The sequence below is a fragment of the Drouetiella sp. genome (assembly GCF_059504425.1).
This window is the reverse complement of the sequence record NZ_JCACIN010000046.1, coordinates 61,781-87,966: the sequence shown is the minus strand read 5'-3', so window position 1 is coordinate 87,966 and position 26,186 is coordinate 61,781. Positions and strand designations below refer to the sequence as shown.

The window sequence follows — 26,186 nt, the reverse complement described above, 5'->3', positions numbered from 1 at the left end:
GCCCTGTTTGGGTCTTAAATGGGTATGAGTCTTTTGAAGAGGCGGAGTTGGGGATGACTAGAGGTTGGGTTACAGATTTTTCCTATTCCTGGACTCAAGCGTAGACTTCATTATTTGTTGACTCAAGCGGTCAAAGGAAAGATTGCGTAATTTTAGGTTTTAGGACTCCTTAAAAGGGTGTGGAAATCGCTGCACACAATTCTGAATATCCTCAACCAGCGGCATATTCCAAGTTCAGGCATAGGAGAGAATCAAGCGCCTCTCAATTAGTGTTATCGTGATTTATGAAATGATTATGAAATGGTCGGCACTTCACCATGACATCCTCCAACCCTCGCCCCAGCCTTTCTGAAGTCCATCGCAGCATTCCTATTCCCAGTGGTGGAGGTTTTTGGCGCAAGCTAATGGCTTATGCTGGGCCGGGCTATCTCGTTTCAGTGGGCTACATGGATCCCGGCAATTGGGCAACAGATATTGCAGGGGGTTCGCGCTTCGGCTACACGCTTCTGAGCGTGATTTTGCTCTCGAATTTGATGGCTGTTTTGTTACAGGCTTTGTGTGTTCGGCTAGGGGTGGCAACTGGCAAAGACTTAGCGCAAGCTTGCCGAGAATATTTCAGTCCACGCACTAGCTTCATCCTGTGGATTCTCTGTGAAATCGCGATCGCCGCCTGTGACTTGGCAGAGCTTTTGGGTAGCGCGATCGCCCTCAATCTATTGTTCAACATCCCGCTAGTGTGGGGAGTCTGCCTCACGGCGTTAGATGTACTGGCGCTCCTGTTCCTGCAAAACAAAGGCTTTCGCTATGTCGAGGCTTTGATCATTGTTTTGGTCAGCACGATCGGCATTTGTTTCGCAGCCGAGATTTTCTTCTCTCGTCCTGACTTGGGCGGCATTTTAGCGGGCTATGTGCCCAACCGCGAAATCATTCGCAATCCAGATATGCTGTATCTGGCGATCGGGATTCTGGGGGCAACCGTCATGCCCCACAACCTTTATTTGCATTCCTCCATTGTGCAAACTCGCGCATGGCAACCTACCTCAGTCAAGCGCTGGGAGGCGATTAAGTTTTGTACGATCGACTCTACCATTGCCCTGTCTCTAGCGCTGCTGATCAATTCCGCCATTTTGATTGTTGCTGCTGCAACCTTTCACACGACAGGCAATCAAGACGTTGCTGAAATCCAGGATGCCTACAAGCTGCTGTCACCCATGCTAGGAGTCAGTGCTGCCAGCGCTGTCTTTGGTGTAGCGCTCTTGGCATCGGGGCAAAGCTCGACGCTCACCGCTACTCTGGCAGGGCAAATTGTGATGGAAGGCTTCATCCAGTTTCGGATGCCCGCTTGGCTACGTCGTCTCGCCAGTCGGCTTCTTGCAATTATTCCTGCTTTAATCGCAATTATCTTCTTTGGCGAACAAAGCACAGGAACTCTGCTGGTATTTAGCCAGGTGATTCTGAGTCTCCAGCTCTCCTTCGCAGTCGTTCCTCTAGTCATGTTTACAAGCGATCGCCGGATCATGGGCGAGTTCGTCAATCCCAAGTGGTTGAAGATAATGGCATGGGCGATCGCCGTGATCATTGCAGGATTAAACATCTGGTTACTGGTACAGACCGCCTTAAGCTGGCTATAGTTTTTTATAGAGCGGCTGACCCATCTGTATCGGCGTTATATCTAGATGGACATTCTCAACGCTATAGTCTTCTCCTCCAAAGGTGCCTGTATAGTATCCCAGGCTGTCTGATTGTTTATAAAACTTGAACTCAAACCCTAGGTCGGGTTCGGGAACATCGACAGCTTGGGTAAAGGCTAACCCGATCGCCTCTTTGTGGCTATTATCAATCAGATTTGCCATTAGATCGACCACTGCCGTGTTCTCTAAAATGTCTGCTGCAAAGAGTTCTTCTGTGAAATAAGGTTCATATTTTGGATCGTTAGTATCCACCTTTACGTCATTCAGCTTATCGGGATGCAATGTTACTGTTTTGGTTTTAAGGTTAAATTGATCCCCGCGATCGAGGTAGGTCAATTTGGCGTTGCGGAGATTGAATTGAGGAACGGCAACATCGGTCGTTGTCTCGGCTAGATCTAGCACCAATGCACCTTTGTAGCCAATTACATCTACCGTTCCTGTGGTTGGAAAAACGACGAGTGCCGTATTCTCATCTACGCCGATTCCCAGCTTGTAGCCTTTAGCCTGCATGGCGACTAAAGCACGGGCAAAGCGACCCCTCGTCAAAAAGTGCTGATCGACAAACACCTCTGAACCGATAAAGCCTAGCCCTTTGTCAATGCTGCCTCCCTCTTTTACGCCCACTTTCATCGTAGACAAAACGTCAACTGAGTTTTTGAACATGGTGGTGCTCATGATCGCTGCCCCAGCGCTAGAGCCACCAATCATGCCACCTCGATTTAAGACCTCCCAAATGGCATCTAGCATGGGAGTGCGATCGCCCGTCTCAGTATACAAAGCCTGCGTAATTCGAGCCTGATCGCCACCAATAAAGTAAATGCCGTCTGCGCTTTTAACCTGGGCAATCAGCACCGGATCGTTGACTGCGACCTTGTAATCTACATCAATATTTTTTAGGGCGATCGGCATCAGTATCGCATCTGCGCCATAGCGCTTAAAGGCATCCACAGTCTGCTGACCATTTTTCACAGGGCTACTGCTGGCTGTAGGAAAAACAGCAATCTTGGCTCCTGCCCCACCCGCCAGCTCAATCATTTTGTTAAACACTTCAGCATTGTCGTACCGCAAAGAACCCCCAATAATTACAAGAGAGGGCATTCCAGGGGCTTCTTGGGCTGCATTCAAACTAAACGGCAGAAAGCTGAGGCTTAAAAAAAATAGAAACGCACCCAATACCCAACCTAGCTGCTTTTTCATAACCTTTCTTAGATGAAATCCTCACCCACTGTAGGCAACTAGAATTCGCTTTATCGGTAGTTTAAGTCACAATTACATATAGCAAACCATCTCACAGGTTATCTGGAATCGCTATAGCAATTTTCTCACTTAACCCATGGGCTAAGTGAGAAAATTATGGACATCTGCTGCTGAAGATATTGTTAGGGCACGGCAACAATATCTTCTCTGCCCGCTTTAGAGTCGATCGCTACACAAGGCTAACAACATTCTGGTTGAAGTTAAGGCGATTTTCGCCCGTTGGGAAGCCTGCCTTTCCGTCTCCATCAGTATCTACATTAGTGTGGATATTGACGTAGAGATCTCCAGCTAAGAACGCAGCCTGCTCTTCTGGCGTGAGTTCAAACTCACCGGAGATAGTGCCTGACTTAGCATCAGTAGGCGTATTGTTGAAGTAGCGAATCACCGTAGCATCTGCGAAGTCGCCTCGGCTATCTTGGGAGGGGCTAAAGTGCAGGTGAGTGCCAGAGATTTTATTCCCTTCTACGTCTTGTGGAACCTTCAAGAAGCCATTGATTAGAGAGACTGGGTCAGAGCCGTTGAGAATGGTGGCTTTGGGATCAATCACAGTCTCATTTTGGCTAAACAGCGGCGCTCCATCAAAGTTTTGATACTTGCCCGTAAAGTTAAGTACGCCATTCTTCAGAGTCGCAGTTGCCTCACTGGTTCCAGGACTGTCGTTAGGGAAAGGAAATTCTCCTTTGCCATCGCCCTTTGCCGTGCCGATCTTGAATCCGTCATCGCCCACGTAAAGGAAGTCATTGCCGCCGCCACCGACCATTTTGTCACGTCCCTGGCTACCTGATAGCTTGCCATCGCCCTGTTGGGTTTTAGCAAAGTTCAGCGTGTTGAGCGTGTCGAAAACTTTGTCGTCAACAAGGCTAAAGCCCTTTCTAGCAGATTGCTCAACTCCCTGAAGAGAGGTTGCCTTGGTGAATGCCAGAGATGCCAGAATATGCCCATCCGATTTATCAATAATCAACGTATTGTTGACCGAATCTAGCGGCTGGTTGACTCCACCTTTGCCTGGATTCTTCCCCTGCGCGATGACAATATTGTCAAGATTCATGCCCTGAGTAAAGAGCAATCTATCCTTAGTTGGATCAAAGTCTAAGATGCGATTTGTGGTTTTACCATCTAGTAGAATGCTGTCTTTGCCGCCACCCGTGGTGATGGTGTTAAACCCACCGCCTCGACCGTCAATCAAATCCGTATCTCCAGTGGCAATCACGGTGTTTTTGCCCCCGCCAGGAATCAGAAAATCACCCTTAGCTCCCACATCATCCTTGAAGGAATCCTCTTTTTTCAATCCCTTCAGATCAAGACCACGAACCACGTCAACTTGACCTAGATCGACATGATTTTCGCTGCTAGCTCCTGCACCTGTATGGTCATGATCATCGGCTGGAGGCGTGGCTGGAGGCGTGACTGGAGGCGTTGGATTTGCGCCGCCACTTGGAGGAGCGACAACAACAGGCGCTTCACCCCCTAGAATATCGTCACCGCCTCGACCTACCAATTTATCCCGACCCGCGGAACCAGCTAGCTGCCCATCTCCTTCTTTCGTCGTATCAAACTTTAGCGTGTTGAGCGTATTGAACACGTTATCTTCAACCGAGCTAAAGCCCTTTCTACCAGACTGTTCAATTCCCTGAAGTGCTGTAGCCTGAATTGATTTCAGAGATGCCAGAATATGTCCTTCTGACTTGTCGATGATTAAGGCATTATTGACAGAATCCAAGCTGTTTGCATCTTGGTTTTTTCCCTGCGCAATCACAACATTGTTGAGATCAATCTCTTTGGTGAAGAGAAGTCGATCCAAGTTGAGGTCAAAGTCCAGCACGCTGTTGGTTGTTTCACGTCCAAGCAGAATGCTGTCCTTACCTGCACCTGTAGTAATCGTGTTGATTCCGCCGCCTCTGCCATCAATGAGATCTTTATCCGCAGTGCCAGTCACCGTATTCTTACCCGCACCAGGAGTCAGAAAATCACCCTTGACTCCCACATCATCATTAAATGAATCCTCTTTTTTCAAGCCCTTGAGATCGAGACCGCGAACCACCTGAACGTTATCTAGCGATGTGTGGTTTGACTCAAACGCTCTGTTCAGATTTGCCTCAAGATCTGATGACTGAACTGAGGAACCCTTTGAACCACCCGTTGCGGTACTAGCAGCAGTATTAGTAGAGAGATCTACTGCGCCAATAGCATTTTGCTGTTCATGCTGTTCTTGATGATCAAGTCCTGCCATGATTGCTCCTTGAATTAAAGAAAGAGTAAGAAATACGTAAAAGGACGATTATCGCTTTGGCAGAAGCACCCAACGATCGCCAGAGATACTGGTTTTAGAAATGCTGGTTCCAGAAATATTGAACGTGTGAGTGAATGCAAAAAAATAGCCGAAGACGTGCAGGTGCAACGCTCGTTGCTGCAATGTCCGGGACATATCTACTTGTGAAATCTCAAGACTTTTTTGAATCGATAATCGTCTTCTACCCCCGAAGTATAGCAAACTCAATGGATTAGATGTCAACCGAGTACAGGCTATTTTTTCAAAAAGCAGGCTTGACTGGACTCAAAACCTCTAATTGGAACCTATCGGCGGCAATATTGCCGATCGAGTTCCAATCAAATCGCCTCTTTCAGGCTGAGAGATCTGCCCTGCTGCTTGACTGCAAGCATCTACCTTAGCGGTCAGCCAAGACAGCCATTGCCCCAGCTCCACGTCTGACAACAAAGCACGATCGCTTTTATCAAATAGATCCAAGAGATTGGATCTAACCTGCATTCGGCTCCATCCAAGCAGCCTGATGTTGACCGAGAGGGCTACCAAGGTGTCTGATAGATCACGCCAAGCTGTCTCCTGTGGCTCTTCCTGAGCTTCCTGAACGCTTCGAGATAGAACCTGCCTACTCTCAGACATCGGGGAGACAGAAGATAGGTCACTCTCAGCTTTGAATCCAGGTTCGGAAACACCAGAACTTGCCTTCATCCAAGTCAGAGCCTCCGCTACCAGGATTGGATCGCCTGAAGCCAGGTATTGTTGCCTCCGATGTAAAGACAGAGAACCGTCTAGAAACGAATTACCACCTGCCAAAGATATCTCAGAGGTGCGATCGCTCAACCCTTTGTCAGAAATACCATTACCGCCTGATGTAGATAATAAGCTTGTAAGACTATGAGAGTTCGATGCGACTTCCTCGCAATCGAACTTCTCAGGCTTACTAAGATTTGGGGGGTGCGGGGGGTTTTCCACAGGTTGATTTATTTCTGTAAGCTCCTCTGTAAATTCAACCAATTCAGTAGGATGCCAAAGATCACGATGGCGATAAAGAGAACCTCCGCCAATTCCGTAACCTATCAAGGCATGAAACCGAGCTGTTGTTCCTATAGGCAAACTGTTTTTTTCCAACAGATCTGCGATCGCTCTACGAATTCGATCGCGGGCTGAGCCAGATTGATGCTGATTCCAGTTGGGGAGATCGGCGATCGCAATGACATCTTCCTGCTTGGCCTTATATTTCCCCTTTAGATCTCCGTAATGAAAATATCGGCTACCTTGTACACATCTTGCCCACTCTTCTGCCCGCTGCTCAATTTCATGCTGATGATTGCAGTAGTCGCGATAGCCAGGTAAAGACTGAGCGGTATTCACAATTTCATCAATTAACGCCTTGCCCTCCAGAGGCGCACCGCCAGAAATTACGTGATGAAAAATATAGGCGCGCATGGCAATACGACCCAAGAGGCGATTGGTCTGTCCTGAACCAGTCCAGCCCAATTCAATCTCGGCATTCAGATCGCCGATAAATTTATCCGCTTTTCCAGAAACTCTAAATTGGGTGCGCTTAACCTGCTTAAGAAGCCGCTTGACTGTTTTGCGATCGATCGAATTTCGATTTTTGATAAACTCCCATTGATCTAGAAAGCGCATCTGATCGCTCCAGACAGGCTGAAAGCTCTCATCAAGCAGATAAGATCCCGCTTGCATGGGCAATCTGTGGGCATTGAATAGGCTGGGACAGCCTTCAACATAGGTTTTGGGATTAGGAAAAACTTCAAGCTGACCTGGTTTGATCGAGAAGCCTGCATTTTCAAGCTGGGCTGTGACGATCGCCGCCAATTCCCAGGAATTTTGAGATTCAACGAAGGGAAAGTAAAGGTGAAGCCCTCCAGAGTAGGAACTGGTACAAGCTACATAACTTTCTAACCCAACGGCTTCTAGGGCTGCACTAATTCGTGAAAGGGCTAACGGATCGCTCTGAGGATGATAGATGCTGCCTCTATCAATATCCAATAGACAATACTGAGTTTGAGTGCCAAAGCGAACGCCAAACAAGTAGCGACCCTGCTGAAAAACTCGGCTTGACAGAGGATGTCTTCGCTCAGTCTGCCAATTGGGCGATCGCGCAGGCTCAGGGTGCTCGGCATAAATATAGTCGAATCGGTGAGGGAACAGATTGAAAAAGCGATCGCTCTGATCCTCAACGGATTGAAATGAATTTGTAGCAGATAGACTTACAGCAGATGAACGTATAGACACACAACAGCACTCCACACTTGAAGAGTTGCAGAATGGAGTGCCCCACAAAATAAGATCAACTTGCGGGATGCGATCGCTTGTATTGCAATTGCGAACCCGTTGACTTTACTATGGATATAGCAACACATATGTGACTTAACTCAAAGCCGCCAAGCTCAATTGAGATTAAGTCCCAGCCTCCATTCTGCGGAATGGACTTTTGCCCTGACTCAAATAGAGTTAGGGTTTTTAATTGGATTTGAAGAACTTCAGCTTTTGATCTGTTAATCCAAAGTCAATGTAGCAGCAAGGTTACAGGGGTCTAGAAAGCCCCACCGATCAAATGATCAAGAGATCAAACTTGTAACCTTTTTTTGAAACCCATGAGCAATCGGCAGTGTAGTCCTGCGCAATGTAACTTTTGGAACGTATCAAAGGTATTTTTCGGTCAAACCAGGGGCATTTTTAGGTCAAACCAGGGATATTGACGTGTAACCTGACCCTAAAACTATGGAAGGCGCAGACAGCTTGATAAAAAGGCTAGACTTCAACAGGGAGAACGATCGCTCCCCTCAATAGACGTAACTTTTGAGTCATACCTGAGCCTTTGAAGTGAAAAATAGTAACTTTTTGGAAAGAGCAATCGCCCTAACTTTTGGGTCATACCTGGGGTATTGATGAAACTTGCAAATCTAGAGAATTCCTGAGCAAATGCAAGGGCGATCGCTCAAACGCTTTCAGTGCAAACACCTCAGCACAATGCTCGACGAAAAATATGTAACCTTTAGGGCTTACCAGGGGAAATAACGCGCTCTGAACCTGCTATAAATTCCTAGATCTGACCAAAATTTATATAAATGCCTAAAAGCCTCTCTTAGCAAGAATTTCAGGCATTTATAGAGATTAAAATGGTCAGCAAAACTTTCCACATTTAGGATGATATGTTCTTTCTAGACGCTACATATAGCGGTAGGGGCAGACTGTGAATGTAACCAAAAGATTCCCGAAATAAACAGGTCACAACTTCCCGGTTCGTTTGTCAATCATGTCCGCCAACAGAGCAAACATCGCAATTTGCGTGGAGGCAATGAGTAAAATCAGAGTGCGCTCAGTCAAATCTTCCCGCACAAACAAATCTTGGCAAAAGGTGAATAGAAATCCGGCAAAGAAGATGCCTGCAAGCGGCATGAATACTCGCAGCGGAGCAAAATAGACTCCTGTGCGTAGAATCAACTGCACAAACCGTAGCGTGTCGCGAATCGGCTTAATCTTGCTCTTGCCGACCCGCATGTGATAGTCGATCGGCTCGTAATGCACTAAATAGTTGTTCATCAGCATGGCAACCGTGATGCTGGTGGTAAAGCTGAAGGTGTTGGGCAAAATATTCAGAAACCGCTCGACCGTGCTTTTGCGAAAAACCCGCAAGCCGCTGTTGAGATCGGGAATTTTGGACTGAGTGAGCCATTGAGCAAAGTTGACCAAAAACCATTTGGGGATGCGGCGAATTTTTGAATAGCGCACGTTAGCGCCAATTCTGGCTCCCACGACCATGTCCGACTGAGGCGCTAACGCTACCAGCTCTGGAATTCGTTCGTTGGGGTAGGTGCCGTCTGCATCGGTGATGACGATTAGCGAATGCTTAGCGTTGCGAATTCCCGTTTTGAGCGCTGCGCCATAGCCTAAATTACGACGATGCTCAATTAGCCGAATGCCGGGATGCGATCGCAGCAGCTTGCCCGTATCGTCTGTTGAGCCATCGTTGACCACAATAATCTCGTACTCGCACTGTGCGGCATTCAGAATGCCCTGCAAATGCTCTAGAACTGGAGCAATGCCCAGCTGCTCGTTGTAAGCCGGGATAATCAATGAGAATGGCGGACAGCTCTGGTCTGCCGGAGTTAAATCTACCTTGCTGTCTGCCCTCATCTCTCTCATTGCCTGATGCCCCGATCGCTTGTGTTGCCTATAGTACTTGCTGAGTATAGAAGAAGTCTGTCACTCAAGACTGCCATTCAAGCACGGGTAATGTTCTAGGCTTGTTATTTATTTTTGGAAAAGGCTTTCCCAAAAATAAACAACGCATTTGAAACACCACCCAAGCACGTTACTCAAGCCCCACCAGTTTTGCACTCAGATTCCACATTCGCTCCGCTTTTTCGTCATCGCGGGCTTGGGGAGAGACTTTTTGCACAAACGATTTCCCGTCCTTCTTTTGGCGATTTCCCCAGCTCCAATAAGCTCCAGACTGCTTATATTCTGGATCGGCAACCACGACGGCAACCCGCTCACCTGACAGCTCCTGCGACACATAGCCGCCCGTAATATTCTTCTGAAACCAGGGAAATATTTTTTGGAACAGCGGATAGTGATTGCGAAACAGCGGCGTATCGGCAACGCACCCTGGATAGAGAGAGCTGAAGGTGATTCCAGTGGATTCGTGATAACGCCGATGCAGTTCTCGCATGGTCAACACGTTACAGACCTTGCTGTCCTTGTAGGCTTTGACAGGCTCAAATTTCTTGCCATCAACCATACTGATAGGGGCTTTAAACCCTGCCTCAAACCCTTGAAAATTGCCTAGGTCGGGACGTGGTGGAATCTTTCCGCCCAGCTCGTCGGGGTTGTGGGTAACGGTTCCCAGGATAATTAATCTGGGATCAGCACCAGAGTGCTTTAGATCCTCAAGCATAAGGTTACACAGCAGGAAATGCCCCAGATGGTTTGTGGCAACGCTCAACTCATACCCATCGACGCTGTAGAGAGGCTCTTTGAGCAGAGGCATATAGATCGCGGCATTGCACACCAGCGCATTCAAAGACTTGCCGCTGTCCCTGAAGTTTTTGACAAATTGCCGGACGTTTCCTAAGTCAGCTAAGTCGAGTTGCAGGATGGTGTAGCTGTCTCGCGGGATGCCTGCCGTTTGAGCGACGCTTTCTGTCTTGGGTAAATCTCGGCAAGCCATGACCACGTGCCATCCTTTGTCGGAGAGTGCCTTTGCCGCTGCCAAACCGACTCCAGACGAGGCACCCGTGATGATGACTGTTGGCTTCTGTTGTGGATTTTGTTGTGATTCCATGCTGTTCAGCCTTCGTTAATCGCCATTCAATGAAATCTATGATCTCATACTGCTGAGCCTCTACTCAATCTTTCGTGAGGTTTAGCAGCAGTTATCATTATGGATTTCATATGGGGGAGTTCGCGCCCGCAGGGCGCGAACTCCCCCAACAAAGCCGAAAAAACCGTCGCAGGCGGGCTTTTTTCGGCTTTGTTGCAAAATGAGACTTGCTGGAGGTTATGGCGATCGGGATGTCCGTAGAAATCTTCTTTTGTCCATAAAGATTTGATTAATTTCAGTGACGATCATTGGCGATCGCGAGGCAACTCTCAGAATCCTGTGCTTTAGTGGAAAGGTATTCCATAGATCGGGTGCAACTGACTGACCCTGTGGACTTGAGATTAAGCAAAACTTAGATTAGGCGAAATTTAGCCGCAGAGGGTCTGCTTTCCGAAAAGCAGCATAGGTGCAGCAACTACCTTTCAAAGATTTTCTCGTAGAACTAAGGAAAATTTTGTCTTCGGCTTGCCCTGATGTCGGTTATGCCTTCTAAGGCTGACTTTAGGGATGAGTTTTTGTGTGAGAGGGGCGCTTTGCGCCCCTCTCACACAAAAACTCATCCCCCGATTAAGCAATGCCGCATTTGAACCATGAACTGATTTTTAGCAAGTTATTTTGCGATCAAAATAGCTCTTGATATCGGGTGATATCTTCCCCTCCGCTCCCAGAGGCTTAGTTCGTGAAACATCTTTATTTTTTGAGGAATTTAGGACAGCTTCGGTTCAGCGGTCAATTAATACGTACGGACTCAGCTAATCGGCAGTGGAGATTCTACTTGTCCCAAGGCTCGATCGTTTATGCAACCGGGGGCGAACATCCCGTCAAGCGTTGGCGTAGAAATTTAATTCTGCACGGTATTCGTAAGACTACACAAATGGGTCATAAAGCTGAGGCTGTTGAAAAAACTGAAGCTGTTCAAAACGCTCAACTAAAAGTCCACACCTCCACAACATTTTCTATACAAGAATCTGTACAAGAAGACGCATGGATATCAGACCTAAAGTATCTTAGCGCCTCTGATTGTGCGATCGGCTGGGAATATGCGCTGCTAAATTTATGGGTTTCCCGACAAGAAATCACCGACGAGCAAGCCGCCAAAGTCATTCTGTCTAACATTGTTGACATACTGTTTGAAATCTTTCAGGCTGGTACACTCACCGACCAAGTTTATGAGAATAATCTCCTATCAACGCGACTTCGCCTCATTAAATTAGAAAAAGCTACGGCAAGGGCACAGGTGCGCTGGCAGACCTGGCAGGACGCTAAGCTTGGCAACTATTCGCCCCAAAAAGCGCCTGTGATTCGGCAAGCTGAACAGATTCAAAGACAGACTTCTGCGGCATTTTATCAAAATCTAGTGACGCTATTGAATGGACAGCATACGCTACAAGATCTGGCAGTACAAATGCGACGGGACGTTACGGAAGTCACTTTGTCTCTATTGCCTTTTATTCAACTAGGTTGGATAGAGCTGATTCAGATTCCTGATTTGCCGACTCCGCGCTATCCCTGTAATGCTTTACCTGCCCAGCGAGTCGTGCCTCAAGTCATGCAGCAAAAGCTGATCGCCTGTGTCGATGACAGCTTTTTGGTGCGCCACATGATGGAGAAGCTGCTGACTTCTGCGGGCTATCAGTTTATAGGAGTAGATGATGGGCTGCGATCGATCGGCATTTTGCTAGCTCGCAAGCCTGATTTTATTTTTCTGGATCTGATGATGCCCAACGCCAACGGGCATGAAATTTGTGAGCAGTTGCGCAAGCTTTCTTTATTTCGGCATACGCCGATCGTCATTTTGACCAGCAGTGACGGCTATGCCAACCGTTTGCGATCGAATTTTGTGGGTGCATCAGATTTTCTCAGTAAGCCTTTAGAGGCTGAGGCTGTTCTTCGGGTTGTTCGTCAGCATTTGCAACCACAGACAAACCGTTCTCTGGCGGCTGATCTGTCTTCTTAATGCTCTTCTCATCATGCTTTTCTCATCTGCCCTATTGTTCTATTGAGGTCACTGCCATGGGTACTGTGCTAGTCGTTGAAGATTCGATAACAGATATGCAAATTTTGATCCACTGTTTGCAGCAGGGAGGCATTAATGTTCTGGTTGCTCAGAGTGGAGAAGAGGCGATCGCCACCATTACGCAGCAAAAGCCTGATGCTGTTGTTCTAGATGTGGTTCTACCGGGTTGCAGCGGCTTTGAGGTGTGTCGTCAGCTCAAGGCTGAAGCTGATACCAGCGATATTCCTGTGGTGCTTTGCTCTACTAAAGGCAGCGAGATGGACAAATTTTGGGGCATGAAACAGGGGGCAGATGCCTATCTTGCCAAGCCGATTGACCAAGCAGAACTGATGCGCACAATTAAAAATCTGATGAAAAGCTAGGCAGTAAGCTAAGCGTAAAAATCGGCGTTGCTGAATATAAGGATGAATGCCCCCAGTCGATTTTGGGGGACTTTGAAGGGTTTGGAAGTTCCCTGGAATCGGGGTTTAGCGTCTGCGGTAGGCAAGAAAAGTGCCTGCGGCAAGCAAGAAAGAGGGCGAGAGAACTGACAGCTCAGACAGATTCATGTTTCGATTCAGCAACGCCAAGATTCAGCAACGCCCAAAAATCTAGGTCTAAAAAATCGGCATTGCTTAATGGGGGATGAATTTTTGTTTGAGAGGGGCGCGAAGCGCCCCTCTCAAACAAAAATTCATCCCAGAGATCAGCACCACCAAAAAATCTTTTAGCTTGAGAAGCTCTATGTCTGATTCTTCTGCGACTGATTTTTACCTATCGCCCACTGCGGCTGAAATTGAAACTGGAATCGAACCCACACCTGCTTCGATTCCAGCTAACACTGAACAATTTTTGCGACTCCGCCTGTTAAATACTCCGGTTTTGCTGTCGGTAGGGCAGATGACTGAAGTATTGACGGTACCGATCGGTCAAATTGTCCCCATTGCCCATATGCCCACCTGGGTCATGGGTGTCTATAACTGGCGAGGAGAAGTGCTGTGGATGGTTGACCTTTGCCACTTGTGCGGGTTAGCTCCCTGGTATGAGCAGCAGGCTGTTTCAGCCCATGCAGCAGTTGTGCTGCAAATTCGTCTGCCTGCTAGCCCTGCTTCTAGGTCTGCATCTGCTAAAAGCCGGACATTGGGGCTGGTGGTTAGTCAAATTGGTGAGATGGAGTGGTGTGATCCTCATCAGATTCAGGCTTTATCCCTTTCTGCTGCTACGCCAGAGATCACGCAATTTCTGCGCGGATATTGGTGGAACTTGAGCGATGACATGCTGGCAGTTTTGGATGGAGAAGCGATCGCTGAGGCAATGCCCTAGTCTTCCCTTAAAGAACTTAAGGATGGAACTGAGCCTAGTTCTTATCCTCTAACGTTCCTTTTGCTGAATTGATCTGACACTTTGAGTTTTTGATTTTGAGTTTTTGATGAGGTTTATATTATGACCCAGATGTTCCCCAAACCCAATCTTGAAGCTTCTCCACAGGATTCTCCTCTCGTGATTCCTAAATCTGATACTGTTTCTGACACCGTTTGGGAAGAATCTTCTCCGGCGCTTCATCCGGTTCAATTAGCTGGCTTGGAGGAGACAGGACGATCGGCAAAATTACAAAAATCTCGGTGGTGGAGAGATCTGAGTGTCAGAACCAAAGCCTCTGCGATCGCCTTTTTAATTGGAACCGCTCCAGTTTTGACCATTGGGGGAGTTGCCTATTACTTTGCCGATCAATCCGTCACGGCTCAAGTTGAGGAATTTGAGAAAGTGAGGGCGGCTGATCTGCAAAGCAAGGTCAACCAATTCATGCGCGATCGTTTCAGCGATATTCAGGTGATGGCGGGGCTGGATATTTTGATCGATCCGGATCTCAGAGCAAGAGCCTCAAACCGCGACAGAGTTGCAGCCCTTAACCGGATCAAGCGAAGCTACACCATCTATGACAGCATTGCCCTCTTAGATCTCAAGGGAAATGTGATTGCCCAAACCGACGGAGAACCGATTAATAACCTGGGCGATCGCCGCTACTTTCAAGCCGCGCTTAAAGCCAATGGCCCGATTCTAGGTCAGCCTGAAATTTCCAATGTCTCCGGTATTTTTAGCGTATTTTCAGCCTCTACGGTCAAAGATAAGGATACGGGTGAACCGATCGCCGTGATTCGCGCCAGAATGCCAGTGAGCGCTCTAGAAGAGGTGCTCAGAAGTTATGCTACGCCCGGAACCCAGTACTATCTGATCGATGGCGCTGGAGAAGCTTTTATTGGCCCAGAAGGAGCCTATGTCAAACAGCTCTCATCTGGCGAAGCCGATACGCGCAAGGGTGACTTTAAGGCGATCGAACCTCAAGAAATTTTTCCGGCGCTTGCAGGTTTTGAGGGGACGAATCAGCTGAGCACGGTGATTTCTCGCAATACTAAATCCAATAAGGAGCAGCTGATTGCCTATGCGCCGCCTGTGCGAATGCAAGGATTGCCCGATCTAGGTTGGAGGGCAATAATTGCCGTGGATACGGCAGTTGCTTTTGCGCCCCAGCGTCAACTGCTGCTGATTTTGATTTTGGGGGTGGGTATTGCGACGTTGCTGATTGGGGCGATCGCCTCAGCTATTGCTAACCGCGCCACCCGTCCGATTCTATCTGCGGCAGATGCGGTAGAAAAAATTGGTCAAGGAGAACTTGACACGCGTTTGGTTGTCCAAGGATCAGACGAAATTGCCTCCTTGGGGACAAACATCAACAGCATGGCGGCTCGGCTTCAGGATGCTCTGGTGGCGCAAATCTTTGAAGTGCAGCAGGAACGTCTGCTAACAGCCGCAAAAGGTTCGGGAGTGGTAAGCGCTGCGGATTTACAAGATATTTTTGATCAGGCAGTTGAGGGCGCTCGACAGATTCTTAATCTCGATCGCGTGGTTATCTATCGCTTCAACACAGAATCAAAAGCCGGAATAGTCTCTGAATCAGTGGATACAGGTTGGACAAGTGCCCTGCAAGGCAATGTTGACGATACCTGTATTCCAGATGATTTGCTGGAACAATATCGACAGGGGCGAACGATCGTTGCTCAGGATGTATTTGCGGCAGATTTACATCCCGATCACTTGCAGATGCTCAAGCGTCTGGAGGTTAAGTCTAATCTTGTTGTCCCCGTTTTTGGTGGGGGGCAGCTGTTTGGACTGCTAATTGGACATTCTTGTGCGGCTCATCGTCATTGGCAAGAGTCAGAAATTAGCTTCCTGAAGCGATTGGGCAATGAGATAGGACTCTCCATTTATCGGATTAATTTGCTAGAGCAAACCACTGCACTTGCCGCAGAACAGCGTCAGTTAAAAGAAAGTTTACAAAGACGGGCGCTAGAGCTGCTGATGGAGGTTGATCCGATTAGCCGAGGCGACTTGACGATTCGGGCAAAGGTGACGGTAGATGAAATTGGCACGATCGCTGACTCCTACAACGCCACAGTCAGCAGCCTGCGGAAGATTGTTCTGCAAGTGCAAGAAGCGACTAACCAGGTGACAGCCACTGCCAGTAACAATGAAGCCTCTGTTCAAGCCCTCTCGGTAGATGCCTTGCAGCAAGCAGAGGAAATTTCTGCCGCGCTAGAAATTGTGAAGGGTATGGCGAATACGGTGCAGTCGGTTGCCGCCAGCGCTGAGCAAGCAGAGATGGCGGTACAGCAAGCGGCACAAACGGTGGAAGAAGGAGATGCCGTCATGAACCGCACTGTTGCAGGGATTCAGGTGATTCGCTCTACGGTTGCCGATACGGCAAAGAAGGTTAAACATCTGGGAGAATCTTCCCAAAAGATCTCCAAGGTGGTGGAGTTAATTAGCGCCTTTGCTGCGCAAACCAACATGCTGGCGCTCAATGCTTCTATTGAGGCTTCTAGGGCTGGAGAAGAGGGGCGAGGTTTTGCGGTGGTGGCAAACGAAGTGCGATCGCTGGCACGTCAATCCGCCGAGGCAACCGAAGAAATTCGCAAGCTGGTCAGCAATATTCAGACAGAAACTAGCGAAGTGGTGACGGCGATGGAATCGGGTATTGAGCAGGTGGTCACAGGAACTCAGCTTGTGAATGAAACGCGCCAAAGTTTGAACAAAATTACGGCTGTCAGCGCTCAGATTAGTGAACTGGTGGAGGCGATCGCTCAAGCAACCGTCACTCAGTCTCAGGCTTCCGAAACCGTGACTCAAACCATGAAAGATGTGGCAGCCAGCGCCAATAAAACTTCGCAAGATGCCAGCCAGGTTTCGTCTTCTTTTGAGGAACTGAAAAAGGTGGCGCAACTGCTGCAAGAGGGTGTGGGTCAATTTAAGGTGAGCTAACTAAAATCCATTACGCAGGTGCAATAGCTATGTTTGACCTCGGAAACTTTGCAAACAAAGATATGAACGATTGCGCAATTGCGCTCCGCAACATGGATGCCAATGCGAGAAGTATGGAGGAAGTAGCCGAACGCATGGTTCGCTACTTGTATGAGAACCTCATTGATCCCCAAACCAATGAATCTGCCTGTGCACTGGTTCGGTTCTTTAGAACCTATCCCTATCGACAGCTGAATGAAGAACTTCAAGAATCTGCTCGCGAAATTTTGGGAGGGCGATCGATCGCTCTAGGAACCAAATGCTTGACGCTCTTAGCGACCGCCGGGGATGAACCCCATTGGAACCTCAGGCGTGAATCGAGCGGACACCGAGCAATTCCGCTTGTGGATAAAGATTTCATCGAACGCGCTCCAATGATTTCACAATTGATTCAACAATTTGGATTGGAAATTACTGCTGTTCTGGAACCTGATCCAGAGCTGCTTGTAGATTTGTATCAGACCAACTTTAACGTGTTCTATGTTCCTGATGCGTTGGGAAGCGCTCATATTCCCGCTCAAAAAGATTTTGTAATCCCCTATGGAATTAAGTCTGTCGTGGGCTTTGGAGGAATGTTGCCTTCTGGAAATCTTTTCGCAATTATCCTGTTTTCCAAAGTTCCCATCTCTCGGAGTACGGCTGACCTCTTTAAATGGGTGTCTTCCTATGCTCGAATCGCTACCGCCACCTTTGACAAACGGGCTGTCTTTGCGAACGCACTGGGTACGACAGCCGCATCTGCATAACGCTCCAGCAGTCTCTGACGCACAAGGACTCACTCTTTAGAGGTTAATGTATGGCAACCTATTCAAGACTCAATGCAACGCCGGGACTGGTGAGCTTACGCTCCAATTGCCTCTCCTTTCCAGAAATTCTGGCGCAATCGATCGCTCTGATTGCGCCCACTCTAACAGCCGCCCTCAATGCCCCATTGGTATTTGGTAATGCGGGGAATGGCACTTGGCTGGCTTTTGTCATTGCCACAGTCGGGTTGATGTTTGTGGGTCTCAATATCAATGTCTTTGCCCGCCGCTCTGCTGCTCCAGGAGCGCTATACCTCTATGTTGCCAGAGGTCTAGGCTCAACGGCTGGAATCATCTGTGGCTGGGCGCTGACCCTGGCTTATCTGGCTCTGGTCGTTGCCGAAGCAGGGGGCTTTGCCCACTACTTTCATATTGTGCTGGCTGACCTGGGGCTGGAGATTCCTTCGATCGTTCTCTATGCCATCTGCATTGGCATCTCCTGGTACTACGCCTATACCGATATCCAGCTCTCCACTATTTTGATGCTGGTGCTAGAGCTAATTTCAGTCGGAATTATCATAGTTTTGGCAGTGCTGGTACTAGGGCATCAGGGTTTTGCCATTGATACAGCTCAGCTCACGCTTAAGGATGTTACACCCGGTGGAATTAGCCTAGGCATGGTAGTTGCGGTTCTCAGTTTCGTAGGATTTGAAAGTGCAGCGACTTTGGGAGCTGAGGCAAAGTCGCCCACTCAATTTATTCCCCCCTCTTTGCTTTGGAGTACGGGGCTGTGCGGTCTTTTCTTTATTTTTATCTCCTATGTGGAAATTCTAGGATTTCGTGGCTATTCAAGTCCCTTGAACGAAAGTGGTAATCCTCTGAATGTTTTGGCGACGCTGGCTGGTGCCGATGTCTTGGGTTTGATCCTGGGTGTGGGCATCTCAATGAGTTGTCTTGGCTGTATGCTTGCCAGCTTTAATGCAGGAGGGCGAATCATTTTTGCGTTATCTCGCCATAGCTTTTATCCTGCATCCATGGGTAAAGTTCATGCCTACAACCAGACTCCCCATTTTGCGATTTCTATGTCGGCAGTAGTGTCGTTTTTGCTTGCTAGTTCAATGGCGCTATTCAACATAAGAGATTTAGATATTTATGGTTATCTGGGAACGCTTTGCACCTACGGATTTTTGACAGCTTATGTCCTCATCTCGATCGCTGCACCTGTCTATATGGCTCGATGTGGTCAGCTTCGGGCACACCATATCGCGCTGTCTTTCCTGGGCGTTATGTTTATGCTGATCCCGATCGCAGGCAGTTTCTTTCCGGTTCCTGCTTTCCCTTACAACGTGTTCCCTTATCTATTCCTGCTATATCTTGGGGCTGGAGGTTTGCTGTTTGTCTTACTCCGTAATCGATCGCCCAAAATTATTGAGAGCTTAGAGCGCGACCTTTGAAGCAGCCTAAAGCAGCCCGATTTAAACGGATGTTTGTAAAAGTATCAAATGTTCTGCATTTGCTCCCCAACCCCCCAATTCTGGATGGCTTTGAACAAAAATCGGCTACGTGCTTCGCACACGCAAGCGAACGAAAGTCTCCCAGAATTGGGGGACTTAGGGGGCAGTTTGGGTAGCAATTTTCACTTTTCAAACATCCTCTAAAGCAGCCCCGTTTGAAGCAACCCCGTTTGAAGCAACCCCGTTTGAAGCAACCCCGTTTGAAGCAACCTAGTCAAGCAGAATTGGTTAAGGGAATCAGTCTATGGCAATTAATCCCGATATTCGCGACCAAGCTTATCAGTTTTTTAGCGCAGAAGCTCCTGAGCTATTGCAAATTATTGAGACGGGTTTACTCAGCCTTAGCCAAGGTCGCAGCACTGCCGAGGTTCATAATCTGATGCGGGCTGCCCATTCTCTTAAGGGTGGCGCGGCTAGCGTTGGCTTAGAAGCGATCGCCACCCTCGCTCACCGTCTGGAAAACATCTTTAAGGCGCTCTACAGCGAAACGTTAGAGATAGATACTCAGCTAGAGAGTCAGCTTTTGCGCGCTTACGACTGTCTGCGACTGCCGCTGATGGAGCAAATTACAACAGGTCATTTAGATTCCGAAGCCGTGTTGGCGATCGCTGATCCGATTCTGACGCAGATTGAGCAATATTGCGGCGATGCCCTGCTGCAAACTGAGAGCTATGTTCCCAGCTCCTCTGATATGGGCGTGAACATGCTTTCCTCTATTTTGGAAGTCGATGTCGTGCAAGGGCTGGAACATTTGGCGGCAGTGGTGGCATGTCCTCAAGACTACGAAGTGGCGGGGGAGTTGCGGGCACAGCTAGAGGTGTTTGCAGGATTTGCTGAGATGCTTAGTCTGCCCGCTTTAGGAATCATTGCTGAAACAGTGGGTGGTGCGCTAGATGACCATCCCGATCGCGCTCTGGAAATTACTCGACTGGCGTTAGCTGATTTTGAACGCAGTAGGCAGATAGCGCTGAGCGATCGCACTCAATTAATTAAACCTTCAGCAATGCTGTTGGCGCTAGCAGATGGCACTTTACTGGATACAGTAACTCACGTAGCAGATTCACAAGCAGATCTACAAATAGACTCACAGGTAGAAGCTCTAGCCGCAATTCCTCTACTTCAAAATGTGTTTGGTAATGTATTTGGCGATGAATTCGATCATGAATTTGAGCGTGAATTTGATGAAGCCACTGAAAACGAATTTGAAAACCTGATTGATACCCGTGATGTCGTTTTTGAAACAGAATTTGAGGACGATCGCTCTGAGCCTTCACCCAATATTCCTGATCTGTCAGAAGCTGATGACTCATTTGCACTAACAGAAGATTTTCAGCAGGACAGTATCACAGTCGGTATCACGGTTGAGGCTGAGCTTGAAACTTTCGATGCTTTAAGCCCTAATATTTTAAGCTCTAATCCCTTAAGCCCTAACAGCCCAGAAACCATTGATGCAGAGTGGATCGTTAATGCTGCCGTAGACCCAGATGGATTTGAAGCTACGCCTCCAAACTTTCCGCAAGAAGTAAGCGGAGCGCTCCAAGTCAGCCGCTCTGCTGAACTCTATTACCCTGCTCGTACAGCTGCCCGCCAGACAGAATTGCCCGTTGCTCCGCTTACCGTCCGAGTGGATTCGGAACGGCTAGAACGGATGAATAACCTGACAGGCGAACTGATGATCGATCGCGAGGGGCTGTCGCTGCAAAATGAACAGCTTCAAAGCGTCTTGCGAGAGTTGCGCAATCGATTCTCTAGGTTTCAAGCTACGGTGATTCAGTTACAGGAACGATCGGATCAATTGCTAAGCAATCCCAAAGAGGATGCTCCTGATGTAAGAACTGCGATCGTGGGAAATGGAACACTGGAAACTCAGGAAGAAAGTTCTTTGATCACGGGCACCCTAAATTTTCCTGTGTCTAATCCCAGTTGGGTAGAGTTTGATTCTCTAGAAATGGATCGTTATGGATCGCTCTATTCTCAATTTCAGGAGCTGCTTGAAAATGTCGTTCAGATTGAGGAGTCGATCGACGATGTTGCGCTGTTTGCCCGACAGTCAAACCGCATCTTAGATCAGCAAAAGCAAACGCTGTCTCACATTCAAAATGAGTTTAGATGGGCAAGAATGCTGCCTGTGGGAGAAGTCTTAAACCGCCTTCCTCGCGTCTTGAGAGATCTGTCTACAACCTATCATAAGCCTGTAAATCTGAAGCTAACGGGAACAGATATTCTTATTGATAAAGCAATTCTAGAAAAGCTCTATGACCCACTGCTGCACCTAGTGCGGAATGCTTTTGATCATGGAATAGAGCCAGCCACTATTAGGCTTCAACAAGGTAAATCTGAACAGGGTCAGCTAGAAATTCGGGCCTATTACAAAGGCAATCAGACGATTTTGGAAGTTAAAGATGATGGTCGAGGACTTAACTTAGATCGCATTCGGAGCAGAGCTTTTGAATTGGGCTGGCTATCTGCCGATCAGCTCATTTTTACCTCTCCAGATCAGCTATTTGAATTCATTTTTGAACCTGGTTTTTCAACCGCTGTCCAGGTGAGTGAATTGTCAGGGCGGGGCATTGGGCTAGATGTGGTTCGATCGCAGCTTCAAGCCGTCAAAGGCAGCGTCACCGTAACTTCTGCACCCGGCAAAGGCACGACCTTTATGATGCACTTGCCCTTAACTTTGACGATCGCCAAACTGATTATTTGTCTCGTGGGGACAAGTGCGGTGGCGCTATCGGCTGACAGCGTTGAAGAAGTCTTAACGCCTCAAGCCGACCAGATTAAGCAATCTGGGGCACAGCGCTTTCTCTATTGGCGGGAGCAGATCATTCCTACCTATCGAATAGGTGATCTATTGGACTATCACTGTCCATTACCTGAAACGGCTCCTGGCAGAGCTTTGACTGTCGTTTCCTCCCCTGATGATTGGGCATTACCTCTGCTGATTGTGCGTCAAGAACAGCAGATTTTTGCGCTAGAGGTCGATCGCCTTATTAATGAGCAAGAACTGATTGTCAAACCCTTTGGGACTGCCATCACCCCTCCCCGCTATGCCTATGGTTGCACCATCTTGGGAGACGGTAGCCTTGTGCCTGTCATCGATGGGGCAACACTGCTTTCTCTGGGAGAAAAACTGAGCAGCACTCCCGCAATCCATAAACCTGTTGCAATCAGACCACAAACTTCTACCATTCTTGTGGTAGACGATGCTACGACTCTGCGGCAAACGCTGGCGCTTTCACTTGAAAGAGCAGGTTTTCGCGTGTTGCAAGCGAGAGACGGATGGGAGGCGATCGATCAGTTGCGTCACGCATCTGTAAAGCTCGTGATCTGCGATGTTGAAATGCCCAACATGAATGGCTTTGAATTCCTCAGCTATCGCCGTCAAGATCCTCAGCTTTCAGAGATCCCGGTGGTCATGTTGACCTCCCGCAGCAATGATAAACATCGCTGGCTAGCGCTGAAATTAGGAGCGGCAGACTACTTCACCAAGCCCTATCTAGAGCAGGAATTTTTGGGGGCGATCGAGAAACTCATGGCTCCTTGATCTGGGCGTGATTGTTTGGATTTTTTGAAAAGGGCACAACGCGCCCTTTTCAAAAAATCACGCATGAAGATCAGCAATGCTCCCCACTTCATTGCCAAGTGGCAGATACTCATGCCCCAACCGCTATCAATCATGGCGCGATCGCCATAGCAGATACCGCAGTGTTACACTTGCATCGCATGATTTTTTCTGGGTGTCAGTAAACTATCCACTAATGTTTACCCCTGCGGGTGATGGCTTGACCAGAATTTTTGATAGAAAGTGATGGTATTCATTCAAGCCCCCTAAAATGAAAAGTACTCTTAATCCTCCCCAAGGTTTAACGACTCAGACCGGGCAAACAATCTTATCTAAAACATTCTTTTCTTCAGGCCAAGAGCAATCTTCAATCCTTAAAAAAAGTATTGAAGACTCTATGGATGGCATCTTAATATTGACTGATCAAAAAGAAGTGCTGTATGCAAACGATCGCGCCCGTCGAGTTTTGCAGCAGCTCAATCAAAATCAGTCGTTGATTGAGCTAGTGCCTGGAGAAATCTGGCACGTTTGCCAGTCCTTAATTCATAGCCGTAATTTATTTCCTGAACAGCAGTGGCTGATTGAATCTGAGATTTTTACAGACAGCTCTGCTTTTCATATTCGAGTGCGATGGCTAAAGTTAGAATCTTTTGAACACTCTTGCCTCCTGATCACCATAGAAGATCGACATCAGGCTATTAGAAATATGGCGATCGAAGAATCAGAACGATATGGCTTAACGCCGCGTGAAAAAGAAGTTTGGGTACTTCACCGCATGGGATACACCTATAAGCAAACTGCGTTAGAGCTGCACATCACGCCCAATACCGTCAAGAAGCACATGAAGAATATCTACGTTAAACAGAAGAGCTAAACAACATCTAGATTTTCTCTTCTGCAACTCGTTTCAATCGGCGGAGCTGCTCCTGCATGTCTTGCTTCGTCCAGTTAGCGGCAAAGGTATTGAACCCATAGCGCACCAGCGGATTAGGAATATTGAACTCAAAGCGATTGACTAAAAGAGTGCCTTGCTTGTTGGGCTGACACTCCCAGCGATCGCGTCCCTTAAAAAAGCCGCTAAATTCCCAGACCACTAATCCCGGCTCTCGTTCCACAACTACGCTTTTGAGGGTCGGTTTCACCCAAGGCACTTGAATCACAAAGCGGCTCCTGCTGCCTAGCTCCGTACTCCACTTGCCGATCGGCTCACAGCGCAGGGCAGGATTCAGCCAGCGGTGCATTAAGGTCAGATCCGTGATGCATCGCTCTACGGCAGTGGCGCTGGCATAGATTTGGATCGACTGTTCAAACGCTTCAGATGGCATGAGAATTCACAAAGAATATTAGATCTCTTGCAGATTAGGATTTCTAGATTGGATTGAGTGGGGGCATAGCTCCCACTCAATCCAATCTGCAAGAGGTTTATTGAAATTATGGAGCTGACATAGGCAGGCTGCCTTTCTAAATTTATATAAAAAAAACTCTGCTATTTTCAAGCCTATTTCAGCATAAAAGCGGAAGCTAGCTTCTGATCAGCGAAATAGTGTAACGGTGTTTGCTAGTTTTATGACCTCTTAAGCCTTAAAGTTCTATCAGCGCATGAGTCAGTTTCTAGCCGCTTACTGTCCTCCGGGCTGTGCTTAATCAGCAGCCTGTTGACCTCAAGCTGCGAAAAGGTCACGAGATTATTAGCCTCTGATAATTCTCGGATCTTACTTCTGCGTCAAATTTAGCCCTGTATTAGCTCATAAGGGTAAGAATATGGATCATTTTTGGTACTCACCTGCAAGTGTTCTCTGGCAACCAACGTCTCCTGTTTTCTGGCTAGCCCAGGTTAACGCCGCCCCCGCTCAGCCGAGTTCAGTGCAGCTTGTTCAACCGGGATTTCTCACCCAGATTGGCACCTATTTACCCAGTATTTTGGGAGCGATCGCTCTCCTGATTATCGGCTGGCTGGTGGCGCTGGTGGTGGCTTCAGTCGTCAAAGGTCTTCTGAATCGCACCAGTATTGACAATCGCATTGCTAACTGGATGACCGGACGACCTGCCGGAGCCGATTCGCCCCCGATCGAGAAGTGGCTCTCGCTGCTGGTGTTCTGGGTCATCATGGCGTTTGCGATCGTCGCCTTCCTCAATGCCCTCAACCTGACATCGGTATCGGCACCGCTGAATAGCTTCCTTCAGCAAATTTTTAGCTATTTACCCAAGTTGGGTAGCGCTGCGCTGCTGCTGGGTGTGGCGCTGCTGCTGGCAACCCTGTCTAAGACGATTTTAACAAGAGGTCTGGCGCGGTTTAACTTAGACGATCGCCTATCTTCCCAAACGGGCGAAGCTAGTCCGTTTTTGTTGAACGAAACCTTGGGAAATGCCCTCTACTGGTTTATTCTGCTATTCTTCCTGCCGCTGATCCTGGATGTCTTGGATCTTCAAGGGCCGCTAGCTCCCGTCCAGAACTTGCTGAATCAAGTGCTTTCGGCGCTACCGAAGATCCTGACGGCAGTCATTATTGGGGCTGTGGGCTGGCTAGTAGCGCGAGTCGTGCGGGGCATTGTCACCAATCTTTTGGCGGCAGTTGGCACTGATCAACTCGGCAGACGAGTTGGCTTAACCCGCTCAACGGGAGGCATGTCGCTCTCGGCACTGCTCGGCACGATCGTTTATGTGCTGGTGCTCATTCCAACGGCGATCGCGGCTCTCAACGCCCTAGATGTTCAGGCGATCTCTGCCCCTGCGACCCGTATGTTGGAGCAAATCCTGACGACGCTGCCGCAGATCTTTACCGCAGCGCTCATTCTGGTTCTGTTCTACGTCATCGGACGGTTTGTTGCCGATCTGGTGGCTAGCATCCTCACTAGCATTGGCTTTGACAATATCTTTAACTGGCTGGGTCTGCCGCCGATTCCGACTCCGGTGGTCACGCCTCCCTATCCTCAAGATATTTTGGCGGAAGAAGAGGTTGCCTCTAGACAGGCGCTAACTCCGCCGCTGCCAAGACGCACGCCTTCAGAGATTGCGGGCATCGTCGTCTTAGTGGGCATCCTTTTGTTTGGTGCGGTTGCCGCAACCGAAGTGATTGGGCTGCCTGTGCTGACGGCGATCGTTAACGGTATTCTTGCCGTTGCGGCTCGTGTCTTGGTGGGCGTGGTGATCTTTGGCGTGGGCTTATACCTTGCCAATCTTGCCTTCCAGCTCATTACCGCATCGGGCAATAGCCAAGCGCAGATCTTGGGTCAAACGGCGCGGATTGCCATCATTGCTCTCGTGACTGCAATGGCGTTACAGCAAATGGGTATTGCTAGCAGCATTGTCAACCTTGCCTTTGGTTTGCTCTTAGGCGCAATTGCCGTGGCGATCGCCCTGGCGTTTGGCTTGGGTGGACGAGATGTTGCTGGCGATCAAGTTCGGGAATGGCTCGATTCCTTTAAAGGCAGAGCACGGTAGAAGTAGATGA

Annotated in this window: 16 protein-coding genes; 10 read left to right on the top strand and 6 right to left on the bottom strand. The window is 48.4% G+C overall.

Annotated features, from left to right (window positions below; translation table 11 throughout):
- The first annotated feature begins 317 nt into the window (after positions 1–317).
- Positions 318–1,631 carry an Nramp family divalent metal transporter gene (locus tag AC5JMP_RS11110; RefSeq protein WP_495851527.1) on the top strand — a complete coding sequence of 438 codons (1,314 nt, stop codon included), beginning with the start codon at positions 318–320 and terminating at the stop codon, positions 1,629–1,631.
- On the opposite strand, the gene AC5JMP_RS11105 is transcribed toward AC5JMP_RS11110, so the two are convergent.
- The 5 genes from AC5JMP_RS11105 to AC5JMP_RS11085 form a co-directional block, all read right to left on the bottom strand.
- Complete coding sequence (locus tag AC5JMP_RS11105) at positions 1,626–2,888, bottom strand: cyanophycinase (protein WP_495851526.1); 1,263 nt, start codon at positions 2,886–2,888, stop codon at positions 1,626–1,628. The genes AC5JMP_RS11110 and AC5JMP_RS11105 overlap by 6 nt on opposite strands.
- Before the next feature lie 229 nt (positions 2,889–3,117).
- Positions 3,118–5,178 (bottom strand): CHRD domain-containing protein, encoded by a 2,061-nt coding sequence (locus tag AC5JMP_RS11100; protein WP_495851525.1) that lies wholly within the window; start codon positions 5,176–5,178, stop codon positions 3,118–3,120.
- Between the two features lie 333 nt (positions 5,179–5,511).
- A complete protein-coding gene (locus tag AC5JMP_RS11095) occupies positions 5,512–7,470 on the bottom strand; it encodes a hypothetical protein (protein ID WP_495851524.1) in 1,959 nt (652 codons plus the stop codon).
- Positions 7,471–8,466: 996 nt separating this feature from the next.
- Positions 8,467–9,375: a glycosyltransferase family 2 protein gene (locus AC5JMP_RS11090; RefSeq protein ID WP_495851723.1), complete on the bottom strand. Its 909-nt coding sequence runs from the start codon at positions 9,373–9,375 to the stop codon at positions 8,467–8,469.
- Positions 9,376–9,553: 178 nt separating this feature from the next.
- Positions 9,554–10,525, bottom strand: a complete 972-nt coding sequence (locus AC5JMP_RS11085; protein WP_495851523.1) for a protochlorophyllide reductase — start codon at positions 10,523–10,525, stop codon at positions 9,554–9,556.
- A gap of 718 nt (positions 10,526–11,243) precedes the next feature.
- Between AC5JMP_RS11085 and AC5JMP_RS11080 the strand changes: the two genes are divergently transcribed.
- From AC5JMP_RS11080 to AC5JMP_RS11045, 8 genes are all read left to right on the top strand, one after another.
- Positions 11,244–12,521: a response regulator gene (locus tag AC5JMP_RS11080; RefSeq protein ID WP_495851522.1), complete on the top strand. Its 1,278-nt coding sequence runs from the start codon at positions 11,244–11,246 to the stop codon at positions 12,519–12,521.
- Between the two features lie 56 nt (positions 12,522–12,577).
- The gene (locus AC5JMP_RS11075; protein WP_495851521.1) at positions 12,578–12,943 is read left to right on the top strand and encodes a response regulator transcription factor; all 366 of its coding nucleotides are present in this window, start codon (positions 12,578–12,580) and stop codon (positions 12,941–12,943) included.
- Positions 12,944–13,304: 361 nt separating this feature from the next.
- A complete protein-coding gene (locus AC5JMP_RS11070) occupies positions 13,305–13,883 on the top strand; it encodes a chemotaxis protein CheW (RefSeq protein WP_495851520.1) in 579 nt (192 codons plus the stop codon).
- A gap of 120 nt (positions 13,884–14,003) precedes the next feature.
- Positions 14,004–16,877, top strand: coding sequence for a methyl-accepting chemotaxis protein (locus tag AC5JMP_RS11065; RefSeq protein ID WP_495851519.1), 2,874 nt, complete (start codon positions 14,004–14,006; stop codon positions 16,875–16,877).
- Between the two features lie 62 nt (positions 16,878–16,939).
- Positions 16,940–17,662: a hypothetical protein gene (locus AC5JMP_RS11060; RefSeq protein ID WP_495851518.1), complete on the top strand. Its 723-nt coding sequence runs from the start codon at positions 16,940–16,942 to the stop codon at positions 17,660–17,662.
- Positions 17,663–17,712: 50 nt separating this feature from the next.
- Positions 17,713–19,113: an APC family permease gene (locus AC5JMP_RS11055; protein WP_495851517.1), complete on the top strand. Its 1,401-nt coding sequence runs from the start codon at positions 17,713–17,715 to the stop codon at positions 19,111–19,113.
- 304 nt (positions 19,114–19,417) lie between these two features.
- The gene (locus AC5JMP_RS11050) at positions 19,418–22,717 is read left to right on the top strand and encodes a response regulator (RefSeq protein ID WP_495851516.1); all 3,300 of its coding nucleotides are present in this window, start codon (positions 19,418–19,420) and stop codon (positions 22,715–22,717) included.
- A 415-nt stretch (positions 22,718–23,132) separates the two neighbouring features.
- Positions 23,133–23,609 carry a helix-turn-helix transcriptional regulator gene (locus AC5JMP_RS11045; RefSeq protein ID WP_495851515.1) on the top strand — a complete coding sequence of 159 codons (477 nt, stop codon included), beginning with the start codon at positions 23,133–23,135 and terminating at the stop codon, positions 23,607–23,609.
- Positions 23,610–23,616: 7 nt separating this feature from the next.
- On the opposite strand, the gene AC5JMP_RS11040 is transcribed toward AC5JMP_RS11045, so the two are convergent.
- Positions 23,617–24,060 carry an SRPBCC family protein gene (locus tag AC5JMP_RS11040; RefSeq protein WP_495851514.1) on the bottom strand — a complete coding sequence of 148 codons (444 nt, stop codon included), beginning with the start codon at positions 24,058–24,060 and terminating at the stop codon, positions 23,617–23,619.
- 436 nt (positions 24,061–24,496) lie between these two features.
- Between AC5JMP_RS11040 and AC5JMP_RS11035 the strand changes: the two genes are divergently transcribed.
- On the top strand, positions 24,497–26,176 hold the full coding sequence (locus AC5JMP_RS11035; RefSeq protein ID WP_495851513.1) for a mechanosensitive ion channel: 1,680 nt from the start codon (positions 24,497–24,499) through the stop codon (positions 26,174–26,176).
- Positions 26,177–26,186 lie beyond the last annotated feature (10 nt).

What these genes read in the sequence shown, in the direction of transcription:
- AC5JMP_RS11110 (WP_495851527.1), top strand. Translation starts at nt 318, where the DNA reads ATGACATCCTCCAACCCTCGCCCCAGCCTTTCTGAAGTCCATCGCAGC.
- AC5JMP_RS11105 (WP_495851526.1), bottom strand. Translation starts at nt 2,888, where the DNA reads ATGAAAAAGCAGCTAGGTTGGGTATTGGGTGCGTTTCTATTTTTTTTA.
- AC5JMP_RS11100 (WP_495851525.1), bottom strand. Translation starts at nt 5,178, where the DNA reads ATGGCAGGACTTGATCATCAAGAACAGCATGAACAGCAAAATGCTATT.
- AC5JMP_RS11090 (WP_495851723.1), bottom strand. Translation starts at nt 9,375, where the DNA reads ATGAGGGCAGACAGCAAGGTAGATTTAACTCCGGCAGACCAGAGCTGT.
- AC5JMP_RS11085 (WP_495851523.1), bottom strand. Translation starts at nt 10,525, where the DNA reads ATGGAATCACAACAAAATCCACAACAGAAGCCAACAGTCATCATCACG.
- AC5JMP_RS11075 (WP_495851521.1), top strand. Translation starts at nt 12,578, where the DNA reads ATGGGTACTGTGCTAGTCGTTGAAGATTCGATAACAGATATGCAAATT.
- AC5JMP_RS11070 (WP_495851520.1), top strand. Translation starts at nt 13,305, where the DNA reads ATGTCTGATTCTTCTGCGACTGATTTTTACCTATCGCCCACTGCGGCT.
- AC5JMP_RS11065 (WP_495851519.1), top strand. Translation starts at nt 14,004, where the DNA reads ATGACCCAGATGTTCCCCAAACCCAATCTTGAAGCTTCTCCACAGGAT.
- AC5JMP_RS11060 (WP_495851518.1), top strand. Translation starts at nt 16,940, where the DNA reads ATGAACGATTGCGCAATTGCGCTCCGCAACATGGATGCCAATGCGAGA.
- AC5JMP_RS11055 (WP_495851517.1), top strand. Translation starts at nt 17,713, where the DNA reads ATGGCAACCTATTCAAGACTCAATGCAACGCCGGGACTGGTGAGCTTA.
- AC5JMP_RS11050 (WP_495851516.1), top strand. Translation starts at nt 19,418, where the DNA reads ATGGCAATTAATCCCGATATTCGCGACCAAGCTTATCAGTTTTTTAGC.
- AC5JMP_RS11045 (WP_495851515.1), top strand. Translation starts at nt 23,133, where the DNA reads ATGGATGGCATCTTAATATTGACTGATCAAAAAGAAGTGCTGTATGCA.
- AC5JMP_RS11040 (WP_495851514.1), bottom strand. Translation starts at nt 24,060, where the DNA reads ATGCCATCTGAAGCGTTTGAACAGTCGATCCAAATCTATGCCAGCGCC.
- AC5JMP_RS11035 (WP_495851513.1), top strand. Translation starts at nt 24,497, where the DNA reads ATGGATCATTTTTGGTACTCACCTGCAAGTGTTCTCTGGCAACCAACG.